Annotated in this window: 18 protein-coding genes and 2 pseudogenes; 12 read left to right on the top strand and 8 right to left on the bottom strand. The window is 62.8% G+C overall.

Features of this window, described 5'->3' with window-relative positions; all coding sequences use genetic code 11:
* Positions 1-483 precede the first annotated feature (483 nt).
* From ACIQUI_RS08165 to ACIQUI_RS08155, 3 genes are all read left to right on the top strand, one after another.
* Positions 484-1,002 (top strand): sigma-70 family RNA polymerase sigma factor, encoded by a 519-nt coding sequence (locus ACIQUI_RS08165; RefSeq protein ID WP_403196935.1) that lies wholly within the window; start codon positions 484-486, stop codon positions 1,000-1,002.
* Positions 999-1,967, top strand: coding sequence for a FecR domain-containing protein (locus tag ACIQUI_RS08160; protein WP_403196932.1), 969 nt, complete (start codon positions 999-1,001; stop codon positions 1,965-1,967). The genes ACIQUI_RS08165 and ACIQUI_RS08160 overlap by 4 nt, the downstream gene beginning before the upstream one ends.
* Positions 1,968-2,062: 95 nt before the next feature.
* The gene (locus ACIQUI_RS08155) at positions 2,063-4,480 is read left to right on the top strand and encodes a TonB-dependent siderophore receptor (protein WP_403196930.1); all 2,418 of its coding nucleotides are present in this window, start codon (positions 2,063-2,065) and stop codon (positions 4,478-4,480) included.
* A gap of 40 nt (positions 4,481-4,520) precedes the next feature.
* Here the strand turns inward: ACIQUI_RS08155 and ACIQUI_RS08150 are convergent.
* Positions 4,521-6,704 (bottom strand): annotated as a pseudogene (locus tag ACIQUI_RS08150) (heme peroxidase); the annotation flags it as partial.
* Here ACIQUI_RS08150 and ACIQUI_RS08145 point away from each other — a divergent pair.
* From ACIQUI_RS08145 to ACIQUI_RS08135, 3 genes and pseudogenes are all read left to right on the top strand, one after another.
* Positions 6,698-7,108: pseudogene (locus tag ACIQUI_RS08145) on the top strand (TolC family protein); the annotation flags it as partial. The pseudogenes ACIQUI_RS08150 and ACIQUI_RS08145 overlap by 7 nt on opposite strands.
* Positions 7,109-7,411: 303 nt before the next feature.
* On the top strand, positions 7,412-8,275 hold the full coding sequence (locus tag ACIQUI_RS08140; protein WP_403196928.1) for a diguanylate cyclase domain-containing protein: 864 nt from the start codon (positions 7,412-7,414) through the stop codon (positions 8,273-8,275).
* Positions 8,276-8,363: 88 nt separating this feature from the next.
* Complete coding sequence (locus ACIQUI_RS08135; protein ID WP_403196925.1) at positions 8,364-9,032, top strand: class I SAM-dependent methyltransferase; 669 nt, start codon at positions 8,364-8,366, stop codon at positions 9,030-9,032.
* A gap of 143 nt (positions 9,033-9,175) precedes the next feature.
* Here ACIQUI_RS08135 and quiC read toward each other — a convergent pair whose 3' ends face one another.
* A complete protein-coding gene (gene quiC / locus ACIQUI_RS08130) occupies positions 9,176-11,083 on the bottom strand; it encodes a 3-dehydroshikimate dehydratase QuiC (protein WP_403196923.1) in 1,908 nt (635 codons plus the stop codon).
* A 289-nt stretch (positions 11,084-11,372) separates the two neighbouring features.
* Between quiC and ACIQUI_RS08125 the strand changes: the two genes are divergently transcribed.
* Together ACIQUI_RS08125 and ACIQUI_RS08120 are read left to right on the top strand one after the other, a co-directional pair.
* Entirely contained in the window at positions 11,373-12,746 is a 1,374-nt protein-coding gene (locus ACIQUI_RS08125) for an MFS transporter (RefSeq protein ID WP_403196920.1), read from the top strand.
* A gap of 292 nt (positions 12,747-13,038) precedes the next feature.
* The gene (locus ACIQUI_RS08120; protein WP_403196917.1) at positions 13,039-13,413 is read left to right on the top strand and encodes a hypothetical protein; all 375 of its coding nucleotides are present in this window, start codon (positions 13,039-13,041) and stop codon (positions 13,411-13,413) included.
* Between the two features lie 140 nt (positions 13,414-13,553).
* Here the strand turns inward: ACIQUI_RS08120 and ACIQUI_RS08115 are convergent, their stop codons facing one another.
* A complete protein-coding gene (locus ACIQUI_RS08115) occupies positions 13,554-13,712 on the bottom strand; it encodes a DUF2986 domain-containing protein (protein WP_403196914.1) in 159 nt (52 codons plus the stop codon).
* Positions 13,713-13,869: 157 nt separating this feature from the next.
* Here ACIQUI_RS08115 and ACIQUI_RS08110 point away from each other — a divergent pair, with 157 nt between their 5' ends.
* Positions 13,870-15,624 (top strand): phosphoethanolamine transferase CptA, encoded by a 1,755-nt coding sequence (locus ACIQUI_RS08110; RefSeq protein WP_403196911.1) that lies wholly within the window; start codon positions 13,870-13,872, stop codon positions 15,622-15,624.
* A 38-nt stretch (positions 15,625-15,662) separates the two neighbouring features.
* Here the strand turns inward: ACIQUI_RS08110 and ACIQUI_RS08105 are convergent, their stop codons facing one another.
* Entirely contained in the window at positions 15,663-16,568 is a 906-nt protein-coding gene (locus ACIQUI_RS08105; RefSeq protein WP_403196909.1) for a LysR family transcriptional regulator, read from the bottom strand.
* 217 nt (positions 16,569-16,785) lie between these two features.
* Here ACIQUI_RS08105 and ACIQUI_RS08100 point away from each other — a divergent pair, with 217 nt between their 5' ends.
* Positions 16,786-17,172: a VOC family protein gene (locus ACIQUI_RS08100; RefSeq protein WP_403196906.1), complete on the top strand. Its 387-nt coding sequence runs from the start codon at positions 16,786-16,788 to the stop codon at positions 17,170-17,172.
* Between the two features lie 30 nt (positions 17,173-17,202).
* Entirely contained in the window at positions 17,203-17,772 is a 570-nt protein-coding gene (locus ACIQUI_RS08095; RefSeq protein ID WP_403196904.1) for a hypothetical protein, read from the top strand.
* 128 nt (positions 17,773-17,900) lie between these two features.
* Here the strand turns inward: ACIQUI_RS08095 and ACIQUI_RS08090 are convergent, their stop codons facing one another.
* The gene (locus ACIQUI_RS08090) at positions 17,901-19,580 is read right to left on the bottom strand and encodes an MFS transporter (RefSeq protein WP_403196901.1); all 1,680 of its coding nucleotides are present in this window, start codon (positions 19,578-19,580) and stop codon (positions 17,901-17,903) included.
* 193 nt (positions 19,581-19,773) lie between these two features.
* Between ACIQUI_RS08090 and ACIQUI_RS08085 the strand changes: the two genes are divergently transcribed.
* Positions 19,774-20,472: a helix-turn-helix domain-containing protein gene (locus tag ACIQUI_RS08085; RefSeq protein WP_403196899.1), complete on the top strand. Its 699-nt coding sequence runs from the start codon at positions 19,774-19,776 to the stop codon at positions 20,470-20,472.
* Here ACIQUI_RS08085 and ACIQUI_RS08080 read toward each other — a convergent pair.
* The 3 genes from ACIQUI_RS08080 to ACIQUI_RS08070 all read right to left on the bottom strand — a co-directional run bounded on the left by ACIQUI_RS08080 (position 20,443) and on the right by ACIQUI_RS08070 (position 22,703).
* Entirely contained in the window at positions 20,443-21,324 is an 882-nt protein-coding gene (locus ACIQUI_RS08080; RefSeq protein WP_403196896.1) for a sterol desaturase family protein, read from the bottom strand. The two genes, ACIQUI_RS08085 and ACIQUI_RS08080, sit on opposite strands and share 30 nt — an antisense overlap.
* Positions 21,325-21,507: 183 nt before the next feature.
* The gene (locus tag ACIQUI_RS08075) at positions 21,508-22,287 is read right to left on the bottom strand and encodes an alpha/beta fold hydrolase (RefSeq protein WP_403196893.1); all 780 of its coding nucleotides are present in this window, start codon (positions 22,285-22,287) and stop codon (positions 21,508-21,510) included.
* A complete protein-coding gene (locus ACIQUI_RS08070; protein WP_403196892.1) occupies positions 22,284-22,703 on the bottom strand; it encodes a VOC family protein in 420 nt (139 codons plus the stop codon). The genes ACIQUI_RS08075 and ACIQUI_RS08070 overlap by 4 nt, the downstream gene beginning before the upstream one ends.
* Between the last annotated feature and the right edge of the window lie 66 nt (positions 22,704-22,769).

Genomic DNA, 22,769 nt, shown 5'->3' with positions numbered 1-22,769 from the left:
CGAACGCCTGCTCAGCCCGGTAGCGATCATTTGATCGTTGGGGGGGCTTTGCTACAACTAGCAGTTTTAACAGGCGCCACACCCTGCGAGACCGTGAAGCTGTTACTGCGGTGCTGCTGCAGCAGCACTTTGTTGTTGCTCCAGCACCAGTCCTGCCGGAAAGCTCAGCATTCAAAGGGCATGACGGACCTGCGCATTGACCTGCCGCACCCGCGCCAGCGCGACAGCCGGGTGTTGCAGGGGTACAAGCAGCGTTTGCTGGGGGAGCTGGTGGGGCACTGAACGGTGCCTGGCTTGCGGGCGCTGCGCGTGCCTTGTGGGAGCGGGTTGACCCGCGAATGCGCTACTTCAATTGTGATAATCACTCTCAATTGAACGTTGCAAGGTAACCTGCCTGGCCGTTGCGCCCTCTTGTTCCCTTGGCCAGTCACCACCATAATGATAAGAATTCTTATTTGAACCGACTGTATGAAAAAGCCCTGCATGGATGCACACGCCCAGGTCGATGACCTTTACCGTGACCACCACCGCTGGCTGCGCAACTGGCTGCAACCGCGGCTCAGTTGCCAGCACCTGGCCACCGACATGGTGCAGGATGTATTCGTGCGTATCCTCACGGCAGACAATGCCGCCGAACGCCTGCAAGCCGTTCGCGAACCCAAGGGCTACCTGGCCACCATCGCCCGCCGGCTGATGATCGACCACTTCCGCCGCGCGCGCCTGGAGAGGGCCTGGCTGCAGACCCTGGCCGAACAGCCCGAGGCGCTGGATATTTCTGAAGAGGACCGCGCGGTACTGCTGGAAACCCTGTGCGAACTGGACACCATGCTGGCCGGGCTGGGGCTGGAAGTGCGCCGGGCGTTCCTGCTGTCGCAACTGGAGGGCATGCCGTACAAGGCCATCGCCGAGCAACTGGGCATCTCGCTGTCCACGGTCAACCGGCACATGGCCAGGGCGCTGCACCACTGCCTGCTGTTCAACCTCGAGGCAGGTCTGCAATGAGCGTGACCGACCCGACGCAGCGCGTGGCACTGGAGCAGGCCGTGCAGTGGTACACCCTGTTGCAGAGCGGTTCGGCCGGGCCGCAGGACCACCTCGGCTGGCAACAGTGGCTGCAACAGACCACAGCCAACCAGTGGGCCTGGGCGCAGATCGAGCGCCTTCAGCGACGCTTGCAAGGCGTGCCTGCTGCAGTGGCCGGGCGCACGCTGGACCTGGCCGGTCAGGCCCAGCACAACACCCGTCGCAGTGTGCTCAAGGGCGTGGCGCTGATGCTGGGCGGCAGCAGCCTGGGCTGGCTTGGCGTTGACCAGTTCGAAAATGGCGCCTGGCTAGCCGACTATCACACCGCTGTTGGCCAGCGGCTGCCCGTCGTCCTGGCCGACGGCGGCCAGCTGATGCTCAACACCGACAGCGCGGCGGATGTACGCTATGACGCGCACCAACGCCTGGTCCACTTACGCCGGGGCGAAGTGATGGTGACCACCGCTGGCGACCCTGCCGGCCGGCCCTTCTTCGTACAAACCGCACAGGGTCGGGTTCAGGCCCTGGGCACTCGTTTTTCGGTACGCTTGCTGGGCGGTGAAACCCAGGTTGCAGTGTTCGAACATCAGGTCCGCATCACACCCGCGAACGGCCGGCCTTTGCTGCTGCAACCTGGGCAGTACTGCCAGTTCAGTTCTACGGGCGCTACCCCGGCAAGGCCGCTGCCTGCCGAACAGGATGCCTGGACCCAAGGCCTGCTGGTAGCGAACGAGCAACGGCTGGACGCGCTACTCGCCGAACTGGCCCGTTACCGCAGCGGCTGGCTGCGCTGTGACCCGTCTGTGGCCAGGCTACGCGTCAGCGGCACCTTCCCGGTGGACGACACCGACAAAGCCTTGCGCGCGATCGCCAGCGTGCTGCCAATTGGCATCATGCGTCGCACCCGCTACTGGGTGACCGTGAGCGCCTTGCAGAAGGCGTGAAACTTTTTTACGTATCAGTGAGATTTCTTCTCTTTCTCATCCGACTCAGGGGTAACGGGTGCATGACCCGCTTGCCAACATAAGAGAAGCCCTCCATGAAAACGCATCATCCGCTCCGCCCGCTGGCGGCCGGTATTCGCAATGCCCTGCTGGTATCGGCGCTGCTCGCTGCCACCCCGGCCCTGGCCGACAGCACACCCCGTGAGTACCACATCGGCCAGGGCGATCTCGGCCAGGCGCTGACCCGCTTTGCCACCCAGGCAGGTATTGTGCTGTCGTTCGACCCGGCCTCCACGCAAGGCCGCAAGACGCCGGGGCTGGAGGGCATGTACGGGGTCGACGAGGGCTTGCAGGCGCTGTTGTCGGGCAGTGGCCTGCGGGTGATGCGCGAAAGTGACGAGCGCTGGTTCATCATCCCTGCCGGTGAAGAACCCGGGGCCATGGAGCTGTCGGCAACCCACGTGAACAGTTTCGGGCTGGGCGCCACCACCGAAGGGACCGGCTCCTATACCACCGGGGTGACCAGCACGGCGACGAAGATGAACCTGTCTATTCGCGAAACGCCGCAGAGCATCAGCGTGGTCACCCGCCAGCAGATGGACGACCAGCACCTGGCGAGCATCACCGATGTGCTCAAGCAAAACCCGGGCATTACCATGTCGCAGGACGGCGGCGAGCGCTTTCACATCTACTCGCGCGGTTCCGAAATCAGCACCTACCAGCTCGACGGGGTCAATACGGTCCAGGAATACCTGACCCGCAACATGCCCAGCACGCTGATGGACATGGCCATCTTCGACCGTATCGAGATCGTGCGTGGGGCCACTGGCCTGATGACCGGTGCGGGTGAGCCCAATGGTGTGGTCAACATGGTGCGCAAACGCCCTACACGCGAGTTTCAGTCCTACGTTCAGGCCGGGGTTGGCTCATGGGACTACTACCGCGCCGAGGCCGATGTCTCGGGGCCGCTGGTGGAAAATGGCAAGCTGCGCGGTCGGCTGGTGGCGGCCAAGCAGACCAACCACAGTTTCATGGACTGGTACAGCCAGGACCGTGACCTGCTATACGGCGTGCTTGAAGCAGACCTGACCGACACCACCACCGCACGCGTGGGGGTGGACTACCAGACCTACAATGCCAATGGCGCGCCCGGCGTGCCATTGTTCTACAGCAACGGCCAGCCCACCGACTTTTCCCGTTCGACCAGTTCGGGCCCGCGCTGGATGTATGAGGATTACACGACCAGGAACTACTCTTTTGGCCTGGACCAGGAGCTTGCCAATGGCTGGCAGCTGAAACTGGCCGGCAACTACATGGACGTCGACCGTGACTCGCTGTCAGCGTTCTACCGCACCGGTGCCGGGGTCGCCACCCTCGACCAGAACACTGGCCTGGGCACGCTCGACCTGCTGCAGGTCGAGGCGCACCAGGTGCAGCGCGGCATGAACATCACCCTGCAGGGGCCTTTCGAGCTGTTTGGGCAGTCCCATGACCTGATCGTCGGGTTCGATTATCTGGACTACAGGAACAATCACCTGACCGGATCGGCAGGGTCGCCGACATTCAACTTCTTCACCTGGGGCAACCGCATACCGCAGCCTGGCAACTACACACCCGTGCTGGATTACGACGTCAACATTCGTCAGACCGGATACTTTGCCGCCACCCGGCTCAACTTCACCGATGACCTGCACCTGATTCTGGGTGCGCGAACCACCAACTACAGCTACGACGCCCATCAGGTATCGTTGCCCAGCGGTTTCGACCGGCCGTCCACGATGCAGGAACGTGGCGAAGTCGTACCCTATGCAGGGCTGATCTACGACCTGACAGCAGAGCAATCGGTGTACGCCAGCTATACCGATATCTTCAAGCCGCAAACCGCCAGGGACCGTACCGGGAAAGTGCTGGACCCGGTAATTGGCAAAAACTACGAGATGGGCTGGAAGGGCGAATTCTATGACGGCCGGCTCAATACCAGCGCGGCGATTTACCTGATCAAGCGGGACAACTTTGCCGAAGACGACACTGGCTTCCCGATTCCTGGCGTGGCGAACTCAACTGCATCACGTGCCGTCGACGGTGCCGAGACCAAAGGCATCGACCTTGAGCTTTCCGGCGAAGTGGCCAACGGCTGGAACGTGCATACCGGGTACAGCCACTCGCGCACCGAAAACGTCCAGGGCAACCGCCTGACACCGCAACTGCCGCTGGACACCTTCCGTTTGTGGAGCACCTATCGCCTGCCGGGTGAGTGGCAGCGCCTGACTTTGGGTGGCGGGGTGAACTGGAACTCCAAACAATCTCTGTTGACCACTCGCAACACACGCATCACACAGGAAGACTATGCCGTCGCCAGCCTGATGGCGCGCTACAAGCTCAGTGACAACCTGGCGGCCACTTTGAATGTGGAGAACCTGTTCGACAAGAAATACTACGCGGGCCTGGCGGGCAACTATGGGCATTATGGGGCACCCCGCAATGCCACGCTGAACCTGCGTTACGACTTCTGAGCCACCAAACCGGGGCCGCTAGCGGCCCCGGTAGTCTGCCTCAACCTGCGAGGATGAAGTCCGCGGCAGTCACCGTGGTCGCATCCGCCACCCCCACCAAGCGGATGGAGTCGGCAGCGCCAATGCTGACCAGCGTGTCCGCGCCTACATCGGCGATGGTGACGCTGGCGGCAAAGTTGGCCGCAGTGATGTTGAGCGCGGTGATGTCCAGCCGGTTCTGGCCCCCCGCCGCGATGGCATCGAAGCTTATGATCAGGTCGTTGCCGAAGCCGGCAGCAAACTGGAACACATCATTGCCGTCGATGGCCATCATGGTGTCGTTGCCGGCCCCCCCCACGACCGTATCGTTACCGGCCGAGCCGTTGAGGAAGTCATTGCCGGCGCCACCGAACAACGTGTCGGCCCCCACGTCACCGAACAGCGTGTCGTTGCCATCGCCGCCCTGCAGGGTGTCGTTGCCGTTGCCACCGTCCAGGCTGTCATCGCCAGCACCACCGACCAAGGTGTCGTTTCCGGCATCCCCTAGCAGCGTGTCACTGCCGTCCCCGCCATCGAGGCTGTCGTCACCACCGCCACCGTTCAGGCGGTCGGCGCCCAGGCCACCGAACAGCTGGTCGTTGCCGCCGTCGCCGTTGAGGGTGTCGTTGCCGACACCCCCGAACAACTGGTCGGCGCCGCCCAGGCCATTGAGCGTGTCATTACCGCCCAGGCCCGAGATCACATCGTTGCCCGCACCACCGGTCAGGGTGTTGGCAGCGTTGGTGCCAACCAGCGTCACCCCCGGCGGCACCACCACGGCTGCAGTTGCCGACGAAGTCAGCGATTCCAGCGTGCCGAAGCCGTCGGTGTAGCGCACGATCACCCGCAGTTGCTGGTTGCCTTGGGCAAAGCCCGGAGTGAAGGTAGCGGCAGTGGCGCCGGCGATGTTGCTGAAGGTGCCGCCCGTGCCCTGTTGCCACTGGAAGCTGAAGGCGCCCAACCCGTCCAGGTCGGCTATGCCGCCCGTCAGTGCGGTCAGTGTCTGGCCCCGGTCTGGCGTGGTGTCGCTGATCACCACAGTACCGGTCGGCGCATCGTTGACGTTGGCGACCGGGTCGAGGATGTCGGAGGCGACGCTTTCCTGCACACCGAAGTCATCCACGTAGCTGACCACCACCCGCATGTTCTGCCCCACTTGTGCCTGGGTCAGGACAAAGGTGCTGCTGATGGCGCCAACAATGTTGACCCAGCCCACACCCCGGTTGGACTGCCACTGGAAGCTGAACTGCGGGTTGCTCAGGCCATCGGCATCAACGATGGTCGCCGGGTTGGCGGTGAGGGTCTGGTTTTGCACCAGCAACCCGGTCACGGCAGGCCCGGCACTCGGGGCACTGTTCGGCGACGAGTCAACGATTTCCAGCGTGCCCTTGGCGTCCTGGTACACCGCGCGAACGCGGATGCTCAGGCCGGCCACATCGTCCGTTACGCGGTACGTTGTACCGATGGCCCGCGAAACTTCGCCGGCGGCAACGAAGGTGATGTCTTCATACACGCCCGAGCCAGGCAGGGTTTCGACTTGCCAGTAATAGGCGACTGGGCCGTTGACTGCGCCGGTAGGGTTGGCCGCGCTGACGTTGTCCGCATCACGTACCGCCAGTGGCGTTACCCGCAGCAGCTGACCGCTGACCGGCGTGTCGTCACGCAGCCCGGTGGCCGCGTCGAGAATCGCCAGGTGCCCCGTGGGGCCTGCGTTTACGGCAGTACCCACACCAGACGCCTGCGAACGGTCAGAGAACTGCAGGCGCTCGATACCGGTGAGGTGGTCAACACCATCACGCCCCGCCACCAGGTCGGTGACGATCACCGAGTTGCCATCGACCACCACGCTGTAGTCGGTGGCCACCCCCGAGAACACCGCCGTGTCGTAGTTGTCGGTGCCGCTCAGGATTTCCCGCACGATCACCAGCTGGCCCGGGTTGTAGGTGCCATTGAGCATGAACGGCACCATCGGCTCCATGCTGTTGAAGCTGGCGATTTCCGGGCCGGTGCCGTCATGGTTGGCACGCACGCTGATGCGTACGTTCAGCCACTTGTCACCGTCGGGGATGTCGTCGCCGCCACGGCCTTCGAGCAGGTCGCTACCGCTGCCGCCAAGGATGATATTGCCGCCATCGTAGAACGTCGCCCCGGCGGCCAGCAGGCTGGACAAACCGTTGATCAGGTTGATGTTGGTCAGCACGCTGCCGGCTGGGCGCCGGTACCATCACCGACGTCGACGAGTCGGTAGCCCGTCGTGACCTGGCCGAAGCTGACCTGATCGAGGCTCAGGACAACCTGATCAACGCCCGCCGCAAGCTGGAAGAATACATCGGTGAAACCCCTGACTCGCTGATCACCTTGCAACCGGGCTTCACCACACCGCCCCTGATGCCAGGCAACCTGCAGGACTGGCTGCTGAAAGCCCAGGCGGACAGCCCGCTGATTCATGCGCGCCGGCACAACTACGAGCTGGCCGAAGAAGAAGTGAAACGCGCCCGCGCCGGGCACTACCCTACCCTGGATTTCGTGGCGGGTTATACCGCCGGCAGCAGCCAGTCGATTTCCGAGATTGACCAGCGCAACCACTACAGTTCGATCGGGCTGGAGCTGATTACCTCGGGCCTGAGCTACTGGTGACCAATTGATGGGATCTGAAGGTTGACGCGATTCTTGTGGGGGATTGCTCAGCCCATTGGGCTGCGCTGTGGGAGCGGGCGTGCCCGCGAAGAATCCAACGCGGTGCATGGCACCGGCTGCGCCGGTGTTCGCGGGCACGCCCGCTCCCACAGGGTCCCTGCTAAATCAGTAAGTGATGTGCGGCTCTATGAGCAACGTTGACGTTGAAGCCTATGCATAGCTGCGACGCAATTCTTCGCGCTATGATCGGACACCCTGCCGTGGACGCCCTGCCCCATGCCCGTAGACCTTCAAGCGTTGTACCCCAGGTTGATCCACCTGATGCTGGACACCGTGTTCGTGGTCGACAGGGACAACCAGATCGCTTTTGTCAGCGATGCCTGCGAGGCGCTGCTGGGTTACCAGCCCGCTGAAATGATCGGCACGCTGATCACCGACTACATGCACCCCGACGACCTGGCGGCCACGCGCGCGTCAATTGTGCGGGTGATGAACGGCCAGCCCCATTACGACTTCCGTAACCGCTATGTGCGCAAGGATGGCGGTATCGTGCACATCCTGTGGGCAGCCAGCTGGTCCGAAGAGGCTCAAGCGCGTATCGGTGTGGCCCGGGATGTGACCGCCCTGCGCCAGGCCGAGGATGAACTGCGCTTTCTGGCCCACCATGACCCGCTGACCCGGCTGGCCAACCGCGCCATGTTCAATGAACGGCTGGACACTGCCCTTGCCGCCGCCCGGCGCCACGATCGCACGCTGGCGTTGCTGTTTCTGGATATCAACGACTTCAAGCAAATCAACGATGTGCACGGGCATACCGCGGGCGACCGGGTGCTGTGCACGCTGGCGCGGCGCCTTGAAGGCTGCGTAAGCGCCACCGACACGGTGGCGCGCATGGGCGGTGACGAGTTCACCGTGCTGCTGACCGATTGCCCGTCAACAGAGGCCATTGGCGAACATGTGGCGAACATCCTGGCAGCCATGGCCGAACCGCTCAGCGCCGAATTGCCAGGCATCGACGCGCCATCCTGCAGCATTGGCGTGGCCCGCTTCCCGGAGGACGGCCACGATGCCGACATGCTGCTGCGCCATGCCGATGGGGATATGTACCGGGTCAAACGAAAACGCACTGCGACCGGGTAGGCATACCCCCATTGCCCTCTGCGCTGGCTCTTTTCAACAGCAAGGTAGCGTTTCAACCCAACGCAAGTTCAACCACCGGGAAACCACCATGTCTGACCTTGAAAACACCCTGCTCGACAGCTGGCAGCACAACGCCCAAGCCTGGATTGATGCCGTGCGCAACGGTGCCATCGAGAGCCGTCGCCAGGTCACCGACCAGGCCATCCTGCTTACCATCCTTGGCCGCCAGCCCGGACGGGTACTGGACCTGGGCTGTGGTGAGGGCTGGTTGCTGCGTGCGCTGCACGACCGCGGGATCGAAGCTGTGGGCGTTGATGGTGACCGGATGCTGGTGGATGCCGCGCGCGCTGCGGGCTCGGCCGAGGTGCACCTGGCCAGTTATGCGCAGCTGGCCGATGCGCAGGTGTATGTGGGCAAGGGTTATGACCTGGTCTGCGCCAACTTCGCGCTATTGCATCAGGACATTATTCCGCTGTTGGCGGCGATGAATGATCTGCTGGTGCCGGGTGGCGCACTGGTGATCCAGACACTGCACCCATGGAGCGTGGCCGACGGGGATTATCAGGATGGCTGGCGGGAGGAATCATTTGCCGGGTTTGGCGGAGATTGGCAGCCGATGCCCTGGTATTTCCGCACCTTGGCCAGCTGGCTGAATGCGCTGGACATGGCCGGGTGGCGGCTGGTCGGTTTGCAGGAGCCGCAGCACCCGCAAAGTGCGGTGCCGCAGTCACTATTGATGGTGGCTGAGCGCCCCTGAGGCATACACGGTCGGTGTAGGAGCGGCCTTGTGTCGCGATGGGCCGCAAAGCGGCCCCAGAAATGGAGGCCGCAACAAAGAACCTGGGGCCGCCTTGCGGCCCATCGCGACACAAGGCCGCTCCTACACTTACCGTGTCGGGCTTAGAGCACCGGCTTGCGCGCCGCGCCGCTGCGGGCCTTGGCCATGGCCGCCAGGCGCACCGCCACGTTGGCCGCCCCATACCCCGCATAGCCACCCTTGCGCTGGATGATCTCGAAGAAGAAGCGCTCCTCGAACGGTTCGGTGTACACGTGGAACAGCTCGCCACCTTGCGCATCGCGGTCGTACAACACGTTGTAGTAGGCCAGCTCGCTGAGGAACTCGTCGTCGAAATCGAAGCGCGCTGCCAGGTCGTCGTAGTAGTTGAGCGGGATTTCCAGCAGCGGCACGCCGGCCAGCTTCGCCCGTGCTACTTCACGGAAGATGTCGTCACAATCGAAGGCGATATGATGCACCCCCGAACCGCGGTAGCTGGACAATGCATGGGCGATGGCGGTGTTGCGGTTCTCCGAGATGTTCAACGGCAGGCGCAAGGTGCCGCACTGGCTACGCAGGGCGCGGCTCTTGACCAGGCCATACGGGTCGGGCAGCACCACTTCGTCGTCGGCGGCGAAGTCGAACAGGCTCTTGTAGAACAGCACCCAGCTGTCCAGCGACTCGGCCGGCAGGGCCAGGGCCATGTGGTCGATGCGGCGCAGGCCGCCGGTGGCGGTGGCGTTCTTGTCCAGGCTGAAATCGGTGTCGTACAGGGTCTGGCCGGCGGTGCCCTGCTCTACCAGGTACAGCAGGCTGCCATCCGGGGCACGTACCGCCGGTACTTCACATTCATTGGGGCCGACCAGCCCGCGGAACGGCTGGCCACGGTAGGCCGTTGCACGTTTCAGGGCGGCCTGCTGGTCCTTGACCCGCAGCGCAGTGGCGCACAGCGACGGGCCATGGGCCTCGAAGAAGTTGTGGCCAAAAGAATACGGTTCGGCGTTCAGCACAATGTTGATATCGCCCTGGCGCAGCAGCTGTACGTCCTTGCTGCGGTGCTTGCCGGCTTCGGCAAAGCCCAGGCGCTTCAGCCAATTGCCCAACCGCGCGCCGACGGCTTCGTCGACCGCAAACTCAAGAAACTCCACGCCGTCATAAGTGCTTGCCGCCGGTGGTGTGAACAGCACGCCGGGCTCGATCGGCGTGTTCTCCTGCTCCAGGCGCAGGCGGGTCTGTTCTTCGAGGTACAGCAGCGAACGCAGGCCGTCGGCGGCATTCTGCCGAGGTGGCGCGGCGCGGAAACCATCGTTGAAAATTTCCAGCGACAGCGGCCCACGGTAGCCGGTGGCCAGGATTGGCGCCAGGAAGCCGGCCATGTCCATTTCGCCCTGCCCCGGGAAGCAACGGAAGTGGCGGCTCCACTCCAGTACGTCCATGGCCAGGATCGGCGCGTCGGCCATCTGCACGAAGAAGATCTTGTCGCCGGGAATGTCGCGGATCGCGCTTGGGTCGCCTTTGAGCGACAAGGTATGGAAGCTGTCGAGAATCACCCCGAGCGCCGGGTGGTCAGCCTGGCGCACCAGGTTCCAGACTTGCTGGTAGGTGTTGACGTGGCGGCCCCAGGCCAGGGCTTCGTAGCCAATGCGCAGGCCACGCTTGCCGGCATGTTCGCCCAGCAGGCGCAGGTCGTCGACCAGCAGCTGTTCATCGCCCAGGGCATCAGCCTGCACGTTGCTGCACACCAGCACCAGGTCGGTGCCCAGCTCCTGCATCAGGTCGAACTTGCGCTCGGCGCGGTCGAGGTTTTTCTGCAGGCGGTCGCGGCGGCAGCCTTCAAAGTCGCGAAACGGCTGGAACAGGGTAATGGCTATCCCTAGGTCGGCGCACATCTGGCGCACCTGGCGTGGGCTGCCGGCGTAATAAAGCAAGTCGTTTTCGAAGATCTCGACGCCGTCAAAACCGGCGGCGGCGATGGCTTCGAGCTTTTCCGGCAGGGTGCCGCTCAAGGACACGGTGGCGATCGAGCGCTGCATGGCGGGAGTTCCTTGTTGTTGGAAAATTACGGTGCCAGTCAGGTAAAAAACCACTGTCACAGTTTATGGCACGATCGATTATTCGCAGGTAAAGTCGTCGCTTCAATATCTTTGTACGGAATGGTTAGTTTTGCGTTCGATTATCGCACAAAACCCGATTTCGCGAATTGCTACACCGCTGGCCCAGGGTCAACATGAGACCCAGACGCAGGCACACCGACCTCTGCCTCCTGCCTTGGCATAACCCCTGGCGGAACCTGCGCAAACAACAATAACAACGGAGACAACGATGGCTCACTCCAGCTCGCAAGCCAAAAAAGCGACCGCCAGTGGATGGATAGGCTCGGCACTCGAGTACTACGACTTCTTCATCTACGCCCAGGCCGCTGCGCTGATTTTCCCGCAGATCTTCTTCCCCAATACCGACCCGAAAATGGCCATCATTGCCTCGTTGGCCACCTACGGTGTGGGCTACCTGGCGCGTCCGGTTGGCGCCTTCGTGCTGGGCCACTGGGGTGACACCCGCGGGCGCAAGAACGTCCTGCTGCTGTGCATGTTCCTGATGGGCCTGTCGACCATGGCTGTCGGCCTGCTGCCCACCTACCACGACATCGGTTACCTCGCCCCGGCCTTGCTGGTGGTGTTGCGCCTGATCCAGGGCTTTGCCGTGGCCGGGGAAATCTCTGGTGCCAGCTCAATGATCATGGAGCACGCTCCCTTCGGTCGCAGAGGCTATTACGCCAGCTTCACCCTGCAAGGCGTGCAGGCCGGCCAGGTGTTGGCGGCGGCCGTGTTCCTGCCACTGGCTTACTTCATGCCTAGCGAAGCCTTCACCGAATGGGGCTGGCGCATTCCGTTCCTGATGAGCGCCATCGTGCTGATTGCCGGCTTCATCATTCGCAAGGAAGTGCACGAAACCCCGGCATTCGTGAAGGAAGAGAAGCAGGACAAAGTGGCCAAGTCACCGATCAGCGAAGCGTTCCGCCACAGCTGGAAACACATGGTGCTGGTGATGTTCATGGCCCTGATGAACGTGATCCCGGTGGTGGCCACCATCTTCGGTGCGGCCTATGCGGTGCAGCCAGCCTATGGCATTGGCTTCGACAAGAGCGTGTACCTGTGGATTCCAGTGGTCGGCAACATCGTCGCCGTGCTGGTGATCCCGTTTGTGGGTAACCTGTCGGACAAGATCGGCCGTCGCCCAACCATGATCGCCGGCTGCCTGGGCTCTGGCCTGCTGGCCTTCGTCTACCTGTATGCCATCAGCATCCAGAACGTGCCACTGGCGTTCGCCGCTTCGATCGTCATGTGGGGCATGGTTTACCAAGGCTACAACGCGGTCTTCCCAAGCTTCTACCCAGAGCTGTTCCACACCCGCTACCGCGTTTCGGCCATGGCCATCGCGCAAAACATCGGCACCATGCTGACCGCCATGCTGCCGGCGCTGTTCGCCCTGGTTGCCCCGCCTGGCTCGGACAACATCCCGCTGGTGGTGGGTGGCCTGGCGTTCTTCATCACCTGCGTGTGCGCCCTGGCGGCCTACATCGCCCCCGAAACCCACCGCCTGGCGATGGAAGACCTGGGCAACCCAGCGGCCAAGCCGATGGAGAAAGCAGCGTATGAAGCCAGCCGTAAAGGCAGCTTTCAGGCAGTGAGCCACTGATACACCGCTAAGGGGCTGCTTTGCAGCCCCTTAGCGCTCCCGCGGCTTGCGCCGCGAAGATGGCAACACGGTGCATGGCATCGGGCAATTACTCCCCTCCTACCCCGCAGTGCACCCTCAACGGCGTCAGCCAGCTCAGCCCTCCAAAGTTCTACAAGTTGTTGCTACAGCGAACTTTTTCCTGATTGCCTGTCTATGTGTGAGGCACAGACAGGTCGCCGAACGCGAGACAACGTTCGCGCCACACCTGCTGGCCAGATGGCTCAATGGTTATCAGAGGTTGGCTTCGCTCATGAAAATACATGTCGCAAGGTTGGTGCTGCTCGGCCTGTTCTCGTTCGCGGCGGTGGGCTCGGCATCGGCAACACAAATGAAAGCACCGGCGGTGGCGGCACCGGCCGTTCAGTCACCCTTGCAGCCTGCCGGCAATCCCTGGTCGAGGGTAGCCAGCGTGGCCGCTGCACAGCCAGCCACGCTGCTGGCGCACGATGACGACCGCTGGCATGACCACAGAAGCGACTGGCGCCGTGAGCAGTGGCGGCGTGAGCAAGCACGGCGGGATTGGGAGCGGCGCCGGGACTGGGAAAAACGCCGGGACTGGGAGCGCCGCCATGAGCGCGCCATGCACCAGCGCCACCACGACGACCACCGCTACTACCGCCGCTGAAGCCAATGTAATTCCGAAAGTTGGCGCGGTTGGTGTGGGAGCGGGCGTGCCCGCGAACACCGGCAGCGCCGGTGCCATCCTCCGCGCTGCCTGCTTCGCGGGCACGCCCGCTCCCACATCAACCGCGCTGGCGCACCGATTTACGTCGCATCTGCCGGTTGGGGCATATCCGCCGCCTCGGCTTCCATTTTCATACGGTCAGCCTTGCAGATGTATTTGGGTTTGCGCGGTGCCAGCTTGGCACTGGCCTTCTTCGCATGCGCTTTCAACAGCTGGTTGATCTTCTTACGACGATTCATATTCCACAGGGCCTGTCAGGTTTTTTTGCTGACGCCATCATACCCTTGCGCCCCGTAATTCGCCGCATTGACGTATTTTTCACACCCGTCAGCTTAGCGTCACGCCCTTTCCGGTCACGCGCACACCTGCTGGCCGCCAAGGTACGACGAGGCATACGTGTCACACACCACATCCCCCGCCGCGCACAAGCGCGTGGACTGGGCCGGCCTGGGCTGGCTTTTGCTGTTCTTCTGGTACTTTTCCGGCGTAACCCAGGCGTTGCTGCTGTTCAGTGGCACTACCGGTTTCGCCGGTTTTCGCGATGCGTTCTTCCTCAGCAGCCTGTGGCTGGCGCCCGTGCTGCTGGTGCCGCGTTTCACCCGCGCCACTGCGGCGGTCATCGGCCTGGTGCTGTGGGCCGCATCGCTGGTGGGCTTGAGCTACTTCGGCATCTACCGCCAGGAGTTCTCGCAAAGCGTCATCTTCGTCATGTTCGAGTCCAACACCGCAGAAGCCGGTGAGTATTTCAGCCAGTACTTCAGCGTGTGGCTGGGCCTGGCGTTGCTGCTGTATACGCTGGTGGCGGTGCTGTTATGGAAACGCGTACGGCCGGTCACCCTGCCCCTGCGCAGTCGTCTGCCGGTGGTCGCCCTGTTGCTGGTGGCAAACCTGGTGTACCCGTTCTACAAGCAGATGGTCACCCAGGAGCGCAACTTTGCCGACGCTGCCGAAAAGGTACAGCAGCGCATGGAGCCCGCTGTACCTTGGCAACTGCTGGTCGGCTACCGCCAGTACCGCCAGCAACTGGACAGCATGCAGGAGCTGCTGGCCCAGAACGCTGCGTTGCCGCCCCTGCAAAACCTGCGTGACAGCAGCGGTACGGCGCCCCGCACGTTGGTGCTGGTGCTGGGCGAGTCCACCACCCGCGAGCACATGCACCTGTACGGCTACAACCGCGACACCACCCCCAACCTCGACGCGCTGGCTGCCAGCGACAAGGGCCTTACGGTGTTCCGCGACGTGGTATCGCCGCGCCCCTACACCATCGAAGTGATGCAGCAGATCCTCACCTTCGGCGACGAGCAGAACCCGGACCGTTTCCTCACCGACCCGTCGCTGATCAACCTGATGAAACAGGCCGGTTACAAGACCTTCTGGATCACCAACCAGCAGACCATGACCAAGCGCAACACCATGCTCACCACCTTCTCGCAGCAAACGGACGCGCCGGTATACCTGAACAACCAGCGCAACCAGAATGCCAGCCAGTACGATGACGTGGTGCTGGCACCGTTCGAGAAGGCCCTGCAGGACCCCGCGCCGAACAAGTTCATCATTGTGCACCTGCTAGGCACGCACATGGACTATCGCTTCCGCTACCCCAACGACTACGCCCACTTCACCGACAACCAGGGCGTGCCGGCCAAGCTGACGCCAGACCAGGTCAAAACCTACAACTTCTACGACAACGCGGTGCGCTACAACGACTACGTGGTGTCGAGCCTGATCAAGCGCTACTCGGCCGGCAACCCCAATGGTTTCCTGGTGTACCTGTCCGACCATGGTGAAGACGTGTACAGCTCCGGTAACCACGACCGGCTGGGGCGCAACGAAGGGGCACCGACCCGGCCGATGTACACCATCCCGTTCCTGCTGTGGACCTCACCCAGCTGGCAAGCCGAGCACCCACGCGACTTGCAGGCAATGGCCAACCGCCCGTACAGCAGCTCGCACCTGATACACACCCTGTCCGACCTGGCCGGGCTGAGCTACGACCACTATGAGCCGGCCAAGAGCCTGGTAAGCCCGCAGTTTGTAGCCGCGCCGCGCTGGATTGGTGACCCGTACCGCAAGAATGGCCTGCGCGAGTTCGACCACCTGCCGCTGGACAAGGCCAAAGCGACGCAGCAGATGGCCAGTAGCGGCCATTGACACGCTTCCTGTAGGTGTTCGTGGGTGTCCGCCCGGCCTCAGAACTTCGCCAGTTCTTCCCGGCAGAACTCCACGAACAACTGCGCGGGCTTGGTCAGTTGCACCCGCTTCAACCACGCTGCTGCCAGCCCCGACAGTGCCACCGGCTCGGCGATATCCAGCATGGCCAGGCGCTGCCCATCGTAGGTGTATTCCGAATGCGGTCTGGTCACCAACAACGAAAAACCGAAGCCCTGCCCAACCATGCCGCGCACCATCTCAATGGATGGCGAGCTGAAGACGATATTCGGCGTCAGGCCCATCTCGTTGAACAGGCTGACGAAATAGGTACGGCTGGGAGCCACGTCCAGCAGGATCATCGGCTCCGGGCACAGGTCGCGTAGCGAGACCTGGGCCTGGCCGGCAAAACGGTGGTTCTCGGGTAGCAGCACGTAAGGCTTTTGCGGTGGCATCAGTGGCTCGGCTTCGATGGTGCCGTCCAGATCGTGATCGTACAGAAACGCCAGGTCGAAGGTGCCGGCGGTCAGCCCCTGGACCAGGTCCTGCTGCTCACCGTCGCGCAGGCGGATATCCACGCCAGGGTAGCGCTGGCGAAAGCCGGCGATCAGGCGCGGCAGGTACAGCGGTGCCACAGTTTCGAAACAGCCAATGTCGATTTGCCCGGCAACGGTGTCGTTGTCGGCCAGGGCGTTCTGCTCGAACTCATGGGCCATCTGCAACAGCGACTTGGTCTTGGCGTAGAAGCGCTTGCCGCTAGGCGTCAACGACACACCTTGAGCGTGGTGACGAATGAACAGCTGCACGCCGAAGCTTTCCTCCAGGCTCTTGATGGCCGTGGAAATGGATGGCTGGGCGATGTACAGCTGGCGCGAAGCCTCGGCAACGCTGCCGGCCTCTACGGTGGTGACGAAGTACTTGAGTTGTCGCAAAGTGTAGGCAGCCACGGGCACCTCTTTAGACGCCGGTCTGGGCGCGCTGGAATCATGCCTGACACTTTAACCCCGGCTGCTGGCGGATGGGGCACGGGGTGACAAAGGATTTACCTATGGCTTGAGCAGTTTTTTTGTAGCGCAAGGGCCTGATCGCCAGTTCCGCTGCTGGCCAAAAAGCCCCGACCGTCTTTACTGATACCCAACGGCCCCAGCATTACGGAGTGCGCCTATGAAGATCGTGGTCACCAGCATTCTCGTCGACGACCAGGCCAAGGCCCTGGCCTTCTACCACTACGTACTCGGTTTCGAGCCCAAGCACGACATCCCCATGGGCCGGCACCGCTGGCTGACCCTGACCTCACCCAACGACCCCAATGGCGTCGAACTGCTGCTGGAGCCGGACGCGCACCCGGCGTCCAGGGTATACAAGGCCGCCCTCAAGCAGGACGGCATCCCCGCGACCTCGTTCGGCGTACGTGATATCGAGGCCGAATACACCCGCCTGTGCGCAGCGGGCGTGCAGTTCACCCAACCGCCTACCGACATGGGCCCGGTCACGGTGGCCGTGTTCGATGACACCTGTGGCAACCTGATCCAGATTGCCCAGAAACACTGACAGCCCCTCGCGCACCAACAAGGAAAACAGATGCGCCACGAATTCAGCGAAGTGCTCAACGACCTGGTCGATTATTTTCTGCTCGGCGATATCCAGTTGCTTCAGCGCTTCAAGCAGGAACATGAGTTACCGGATGACCTGGCTTATGCGTTCACCCATAACGACAGCGGCGACCAGGCCGTGCGCGAAGGTATCGTGCTGCCATTGGCGGGGGTCGACAACCTGCCCTACCGCATCCTGTTCACCCTCGATGGCCACACCCCGGCCCTGCGTGAGCCCGGCAGCCGCCTGAAGCACCGCCGAAATGGCTATGTGCTGCGGGTCGAGTACGGTGAGCTGATGCTTTACACCTGGCGCATCCTGCAGCATTTCACGCCCAAGACCCTGGGTGACCTGGTGGCCCGCTACCAGGTGCCGGGGCGGCCGATCATCGAGCTGGACAATGGCTGGTACGACGTGGAGGTGCTGGCGGGGGCGCTGGTGCGGGACGGGTTGTATGAGCCGGCGTTCGAATTTGTGCTCAAGAAGCGCTGGAGCCGGGGTGAGGCGAAGGATGTAGATACCGGGTATGCCTTCGGGCTGCGTGGGTACTTCGACTGATTGGTTGCCTGTGCGGGCCTCTTCGCGGGCAAGCCCGCTCCCACAGGTACTGCACAGATTTCAAGGCCTGTGCTGTACCTGTGGGAGCGGGCTTGCCCGCGAAGAGGCCCGCACAGGCACCTCACGCTTCAGGTGTGGTTGATATCCCGGTCCTTGGTCTCCGGCAGGAAGAAAATCCCCAACACCGCCGTCATCACCGCAATCACGATCGGGTACCACAAGCCGTAATAGATATCCCCGGTCGCCGCCACCATGGCGAACGCCACGGTCGGCAGGAAGCCACCGAACCAGCCGTTGCCGATGTGGTAAGGCAGCGACATCGAGGTATAACGGATACGCGCCGGGAACAGCTCAACCAGCCAGGCAGCGATCGGGCCGTAGACCATGGTTACGTAGATCACCAGGATGGTCAGCAGCAACAGCACCATCGGGTAGTGGATCTTCGCCGGGTCGGCCTTTTCCGGGTAGCCGGCTTCTTTCAACGCACCACTCAAGGTGGCGGTAAACGCCTCGCTCTGCACCTTGAAGTCCGCTGCGGCCATGCTGCTGCCGTCAAAGCTTGGCAATACCCGTTCACCTATACGAATCTGCGCCACACTGCCAGGTTCGGCCGCTTCGTTGGTATAGGGGATGGCGCGCTTGGCCAGCAGGCTCTTGGCGATGTCGCAGGAACTGGTGAATTTGGCCTTGCCCACCGGGTCGAACTGGAACGCGCACTGGCCAGGGTCCGCCAGCACGACGACCGGGTTCTGCTCCTGGGCAACGAACACGTCCGGGTTGCCGTACTCGGTCAGCGCCTTGAAGATCGGGAAATAGGTCAATGCGGCAATGATGCAGCCGGCCATGATGATCTTCTTACGGCCAATACGGTCGGACAAGCTACCGAAGAAGATGAAGAACGGCGTGCCGATCAACAGCGAGCCGGCGATCAGCAGGTTGGCGGTCTGCGGCTCGATCTTGAGCATCTGCAGCAGGAAGAACAGCGCATAGAACTGCCCGGTGTACCACACCACGGCCTGGCCGGCGGTGCCGCCCAGCAAGGACATGATCACCACCTTGAGGTTGTCCCAGCGGGCGAACGACTCGGTCAGGGGCGCCTTGGATGCCTTGCCTTCGGCCTTCATCTTCATGAACACCGGTGACTCGTTGAGCTGCATGCGGATGTACACCGAAATGGCCAGCAGCAGGATCGATAGCAGGAACGGCACCCGCCAGCCCCAGGCCTCGAATACCTCGGTGCCCATGGCCGTGCGGCAGGCCATGATCACCAGCAGTGACAGGAACAGCCCCAGGGTAGCCGTGGTCTGGATCCACGCGGTGAAAAAGCCGCGCCGGCCTTTGGGCGCATGTTCGGCCACGTAGGTGGCCGCACCACCGTATTCGCCACCCAGGGCCAGCCCCTGCAGCAAGCGCAGGGTGATCAGAATGATCGGCGCGGCCACGCCGATCGAAGCGTAACCGGGTAGCAGGCCCACCACTGCCGTCGACAGGCCCATGATGACAATGGTGATGAGGAAGGTATGCTTGCGCCCGATCATGTCGCCCAGGCGGCCAAACACGATGGCGCCGAATGGCCGCACGGCAAAACCGGCGGCGAAAGCCAGCAAGGCGAAGATAAACGAAGTGGTTTCATTGACCCCGGCAAAGAAGTGCTTGGCGATGATCGCCGCCAGGGACCCGTACAGGTAGAAGTCGTACCATTCGAAAACCGTCCCCAGGGACGAGGCAAAGATGACCTTGCGCTCCTCCCGGGTGATACCGCGTTGGGGCGCGCTACTGCCCGTGGATGCGCTGTCGAGAACCGCCATGGGTTGCCTCCGTCATGTGGTCATGCAGGCCGGAGCACCTCACACCCATTTCACCGTCGCACCCAGGCCCTAGGGCTTGCTTTGGTTGCGCGAAGCACGACGAGGCAGGCCGCCTCGGATCGCAGCAAGGTAACTGAAGCATAATCGGGTTTGGCGGGATATCCACCCGTCTGGCCATACACAGGGAGGCGGCATGAGCGACACGGCAACACCGGGCTGGCAGGGCGATATCTGGTTGGCTGACGATCACTGCCTGCTGCGGTCTACGCTCGGCAGGACCGACAGCCACGTACACTACGCGCATCAGGTGCTTGTCGGCCTTGGTGCAGATGTCGAAGTGCGCCTGGGCGAGCAGGTATGCAGCGGCCCGCTGGTGCGGATCGCATCACGGCAACCGCATGCCATCCTCAGCCACGGTGTACCTTGCCTTACCGTGTTTGCCGAACCGCTGGCGTTCGACCTGGCAGACCTTGCCCTGGCCTGCGCGCAAGCCGGCAACGGCCCGGAGCAACTGGTAGAGCGCCTTGGGTGCTTGCCGCGCCGCCCGCTGGACCCGCGCCTGGAGAAAGCGCTGGCGCGCATCCGCGCACTCGACGAACAGGCCTTGCCGGCCCAGGCGCTGGCCAGCACGGCAGCGCTGTCGATCAGCCAGCTGGAACGCCTGTTCAGCGGTTCACTGAAACTGTCAGTGCGCCGGCTGGTGCTGTGGCAGCGCTTGCGCGTGGCACTGCAAAGGGCGCTGGCCGGCGCCAGCCTGACCGAAGCAGCCTTGGCGGCGGGGTTTTCCGACTCCGCGCATTTCACCCGCAGCGTACGCCAGCAGTTCGGCCTGAATCCCGGTACTGCCTTGCGGCACTTGCGCCTACGAACGCTCGGCCAAGGCCCGGCGTAGCGCCGTCGGCAATACCGCAGGAGGATGAGCACCTGCGCTTATCCACGGTTCACGCAATTGTGCCAGGTACGTCTGCGGATAATCCGGCTGATCACCGATACCCATGTCGTCGTCCGCCAGCGCATAGCCTGGCAGGTACAGTAGCGTGCCAAGCAGCCGGTCCCAGAGCGGAAAGAACAGCGCGAAGTTGACGTCGCCGGTGCTGCCGTACTTCAGGTGATGCAGGCGATGCACCGGCGCCCAGGCGAACACATGGCGCAAGCGGCCAATGCGCATGTCCACGTTGCTGTGTTGCAGCAACAACTGGATAGACACACTGAACGCCAGCAGCGATGCCACCTCGACGGGCAAGCCGAGCAGCAGCAACGGCAAGGTGCCGCCCAGGGTTTCGAGCAACTGGTGTGCAGGGTGCTTCATCAAACCATTGAAGCCGTACAGGCGGGTTACGCTGTGATGTACCGCATGCAGCCGCCACAAGAGCGGGCTGCGGTGGCTGGCGTAATGCACCAGGGTAATGCCCAGGTCAGCCATTACGATGGCTAGCAGCAACTGCAAGGCCAGCGGCCATTGGTTGGGCCAAAGGCCTGTTTCCGCAAGGCAGTGGGCAAGCAGCGGGATGGTTGCCACGCTGCACAGGGTCAGGCATTCGTTGACCAGTGCATGGCAAACGTCGCGGCGGCTATCGCCTTGTGCCTGGTTCCAGGCGGCCTTGTAGGGCATGAGCCGTTCGCAGGTGAATGACAGCAACACGGCACTGGCCAGCAGCGGCAGCAGCCACAGCGGGTGGGCTGCCAATGACAGTGCCGTGGCAATGAAACCGAAGAAGAATAGTGGGGCGTAAAGGGCGCGCATGGGTGGCTCCAGGTAGTGAGGAGCCGACAGTGTTCGTGCAAGGGCCGCATTGGCGCTTGAACGAACTGCGCATGTAGGGCCTGAAGCGGCATTTGTAGAGCGCAGGCATGCGTTGCATGGCACCGGCTTTGCCGGTGTTCGCGGCTGAAGCCGCTCCCACAGGGATCATGTGTATCCCTGAGGTCACTGCAAGAACTGCGAGACCTCGGCCAGTACCTGCTCAGCCTGCTCGCGATGCGGCACATGCCCACACCCGTGCAACAGCCGCATGGTCGCCGGCCCGCCGGCCAGCGCCACCAACCGCTCGGGGTGCGCAGGCGAGCCGAACTCGTCGTTATCGCCATGCAGGCTCAACAAAGGGCAGCGGACCTGTGGCAGTACGGCATCCAGGTTCCACCCGGCAAACGCCTCGGCCAGCCAGTTGTCGACCCAGGCGCGCAGCACCCATTCGGCCTTGTTGCCGTGGTAGCGCTCCAGCCGTTGCAGTTGCCCAGGCTCGGCAAACTGCTGGTCGGCCGCACGAATGCCTTCGAGGGTGCGCGCTTCGACAAACGCCTGCGCCGACTCGATGACCAGCCCCCTGCATTGGCTGGCAAAGGCCGCCGCGCAGGCTACGGCCATGCCACCGCCAACGCTGTGGCCGAAGACGTAGAAATCGGTAATGCCAAAATACCTGCATAACGCCGTGAACCCCTGCCGCGCTTCATCCTCGACAAAACCCAGGCGCAACGTGCCTGGATGTGCGTCGGATCGGCCAAAGCCCAGGCGGTCATAGGCGATTACCCGGTGCCCGGTGGCATGGGCCAACTGCGCCGGAAAGTCGCGCCACAAGGCCACACACCCCAGTGAATCATGCAGCAGCACAATAGGCGCCCCTTCCGCCCGCAGCGGCCCCCACTCCTGGGCGAACAGCTTGCCTTGCGCGGTGTCGATCCAATGCTCGCGGGTTTGCAGGTCGCTCATACAACCTCCGCAATCGGCCCCTTCAACTCGACCTGGTTGCCATCCGGGTCATAGCAGTACAGGGACAACCCTTCGCCTTCAGCACCATAACGCTTCTCGGCGGGTTCCACCTTGACGCCGGCAGCTGCCAGGTAGGCTGTGAGTGCGGCTTCATCGAACGGTTCGATACGCAGGCAGAAATGGTGCAGGTTGCGCCCTTCCGCCCCCGGTGCTGCCCCGCCGGGCTTACCTAGCGGGCCATCCAGGGTCACCAGGTCGATCATCGCCGTGCCGGTGGCAAGGTGAACCATCCCCAGGTCGTCGCGCACGCGGCTGACCGTGCAGCCAAGCAATTCAGTGTAAAAGGCAACGCTGCGCGGCAGGTCACTGACCCTCAGGACAAGGTGATCTATGTGCTTGATGGCGAACGGTCGCATGGCGGGCTCCTTGTGCCGTGTGTGCGAGTAGGTTCGCCACCATAGCCCAGGTCCGCTTGGCGTGAC

The sequence above is a fragment of the Pseudomonas sp. NPDC090592 genome (assembly GCF_044769185.1).
Taxonomy (GTDB): Bacteria; Pseudomonadota; Gammaproteobacteria; order Pseudomonadales; family Pseudomonadaceae; genus Aquipseudomonas.
Note: the sequence above shows the minus strand (reverse complement) of the source record. Positions and strands in the feature narration are given on the sequence as shown.

Bases quoted from the DNA above. Each gene is read 5' to 3' on its own strand.
- ACIQUI_RS08160 (WP_403196932.1), top strand. From the start codon at position 999: ATGAGCGTGACCGACCCGACGCAGCGCGTGGCACTGGAGCAGGCCGTG.
- ACIQUI_RS08135 (WP_403196925.1), top strand. From the start codon at position 8,364: ATGTCTGACCTTGAAAACACCCTGCTCGACAGCTGGCAGCACAACGCC.
- ACIQUI_RS08085 (WP_403196899.1), top strand. From the start codon at position 19,774: ATGAGCGACACGGCAACACCGGGCTGGCAGGGCGATATCTGGTTGGCT.
- ACIQUI_RS08115 (WP_403196914.1), bottom strand. From the start codon at position 13,712: ATGAATCGTCGTAAGAAGATCAACCAGCTGTTGAAAGCGCATGCGAAG.
- ACIQUI_RS08100 (WP_403196906.1), top strand. From the start codon at position 16,786: ATGAAGATCGTGGTCACCAGCATTCTCGTCGACGACCAGGCCAAGGCC.
- ACIQUI_RS08165 (WP_403196935.1), top strand. From the start codon at position 484: ATGGATGCACACGCCCAGGTCGATGACCTTTACCGTGACCACCACCGC.
- ACIQUI_RS08120 (WP_403196917.1), top strand. From the start codon at position 13,039: ATGAAAATACATGTCGCAAGGTTGGTGCTGCTCGGCCTGTTCTCGTTC.
- ACIQUI_RS08090 (WP_403196901.1), bottom strand. From the start codon at position 19,580: ATGGCGGTTCTCGACAGCGCATCCACGGGCAGTAGCGCGCCCCAACGC.
- ACIQUI_RS08095 (WP_403196904.1), top strand. From the start codon at position 17,203: ATGCGCCACGAATTCAGCGAAGTGCTCAACGACCTGGTCGATTATTTT.
- ACIQUI_RS08075 (WP_403196893.1), bottom strand. From the start codon at position 22,287: ATGAGCGACCTGCAAACCCGCGAGCATTGGATCGACACCGCGCAAGGC.
- ACIQUI_RS08080 (WP_403196896.1), bottom strand. From the start codon at position 21,324: ATGCGCGCCCTTTACGCCCCACTATTCTTCTTCGGTTTCATTGCCACG.
- ACIQUI_RS08155 (WP_403196930.1), top strand. From the start codon at position 2,063: ATGAAAACGCATCATCCGCTCCGCCCGCTGGCGGCCGGTATTCGCAAT.
- quiC (WP_403196923.1), bottom strand. From the start codon at position 11,083: ATGCAGCGCTCGATCGCCACCGTGTCCTTGAGCGGCACCCTGCCGGAA.
- ACIQUI_RS08125 (WP_403196920.1), top strand. From the start codon at position 11,373: ATGGCTCACTCCAGCTCGCAAGCCAAAAAAGCGACCGCCAGTGGATGG.
- ACIQUI_RS08070 (WP_403196892.1), bottom strand. From the start codon at position 22,703: ATGCGACCGTTCGCCATCAAGCACATAGATCACCTTGTCCTGAGGGTC.
- ACIQUI_RS08140 (WP_403196928.1), top strand. From the start codon at position 7,412: ATGCCCGTAGACCTTCAAGCGTTGTACCCCAGGTTGATCCACCTGATG.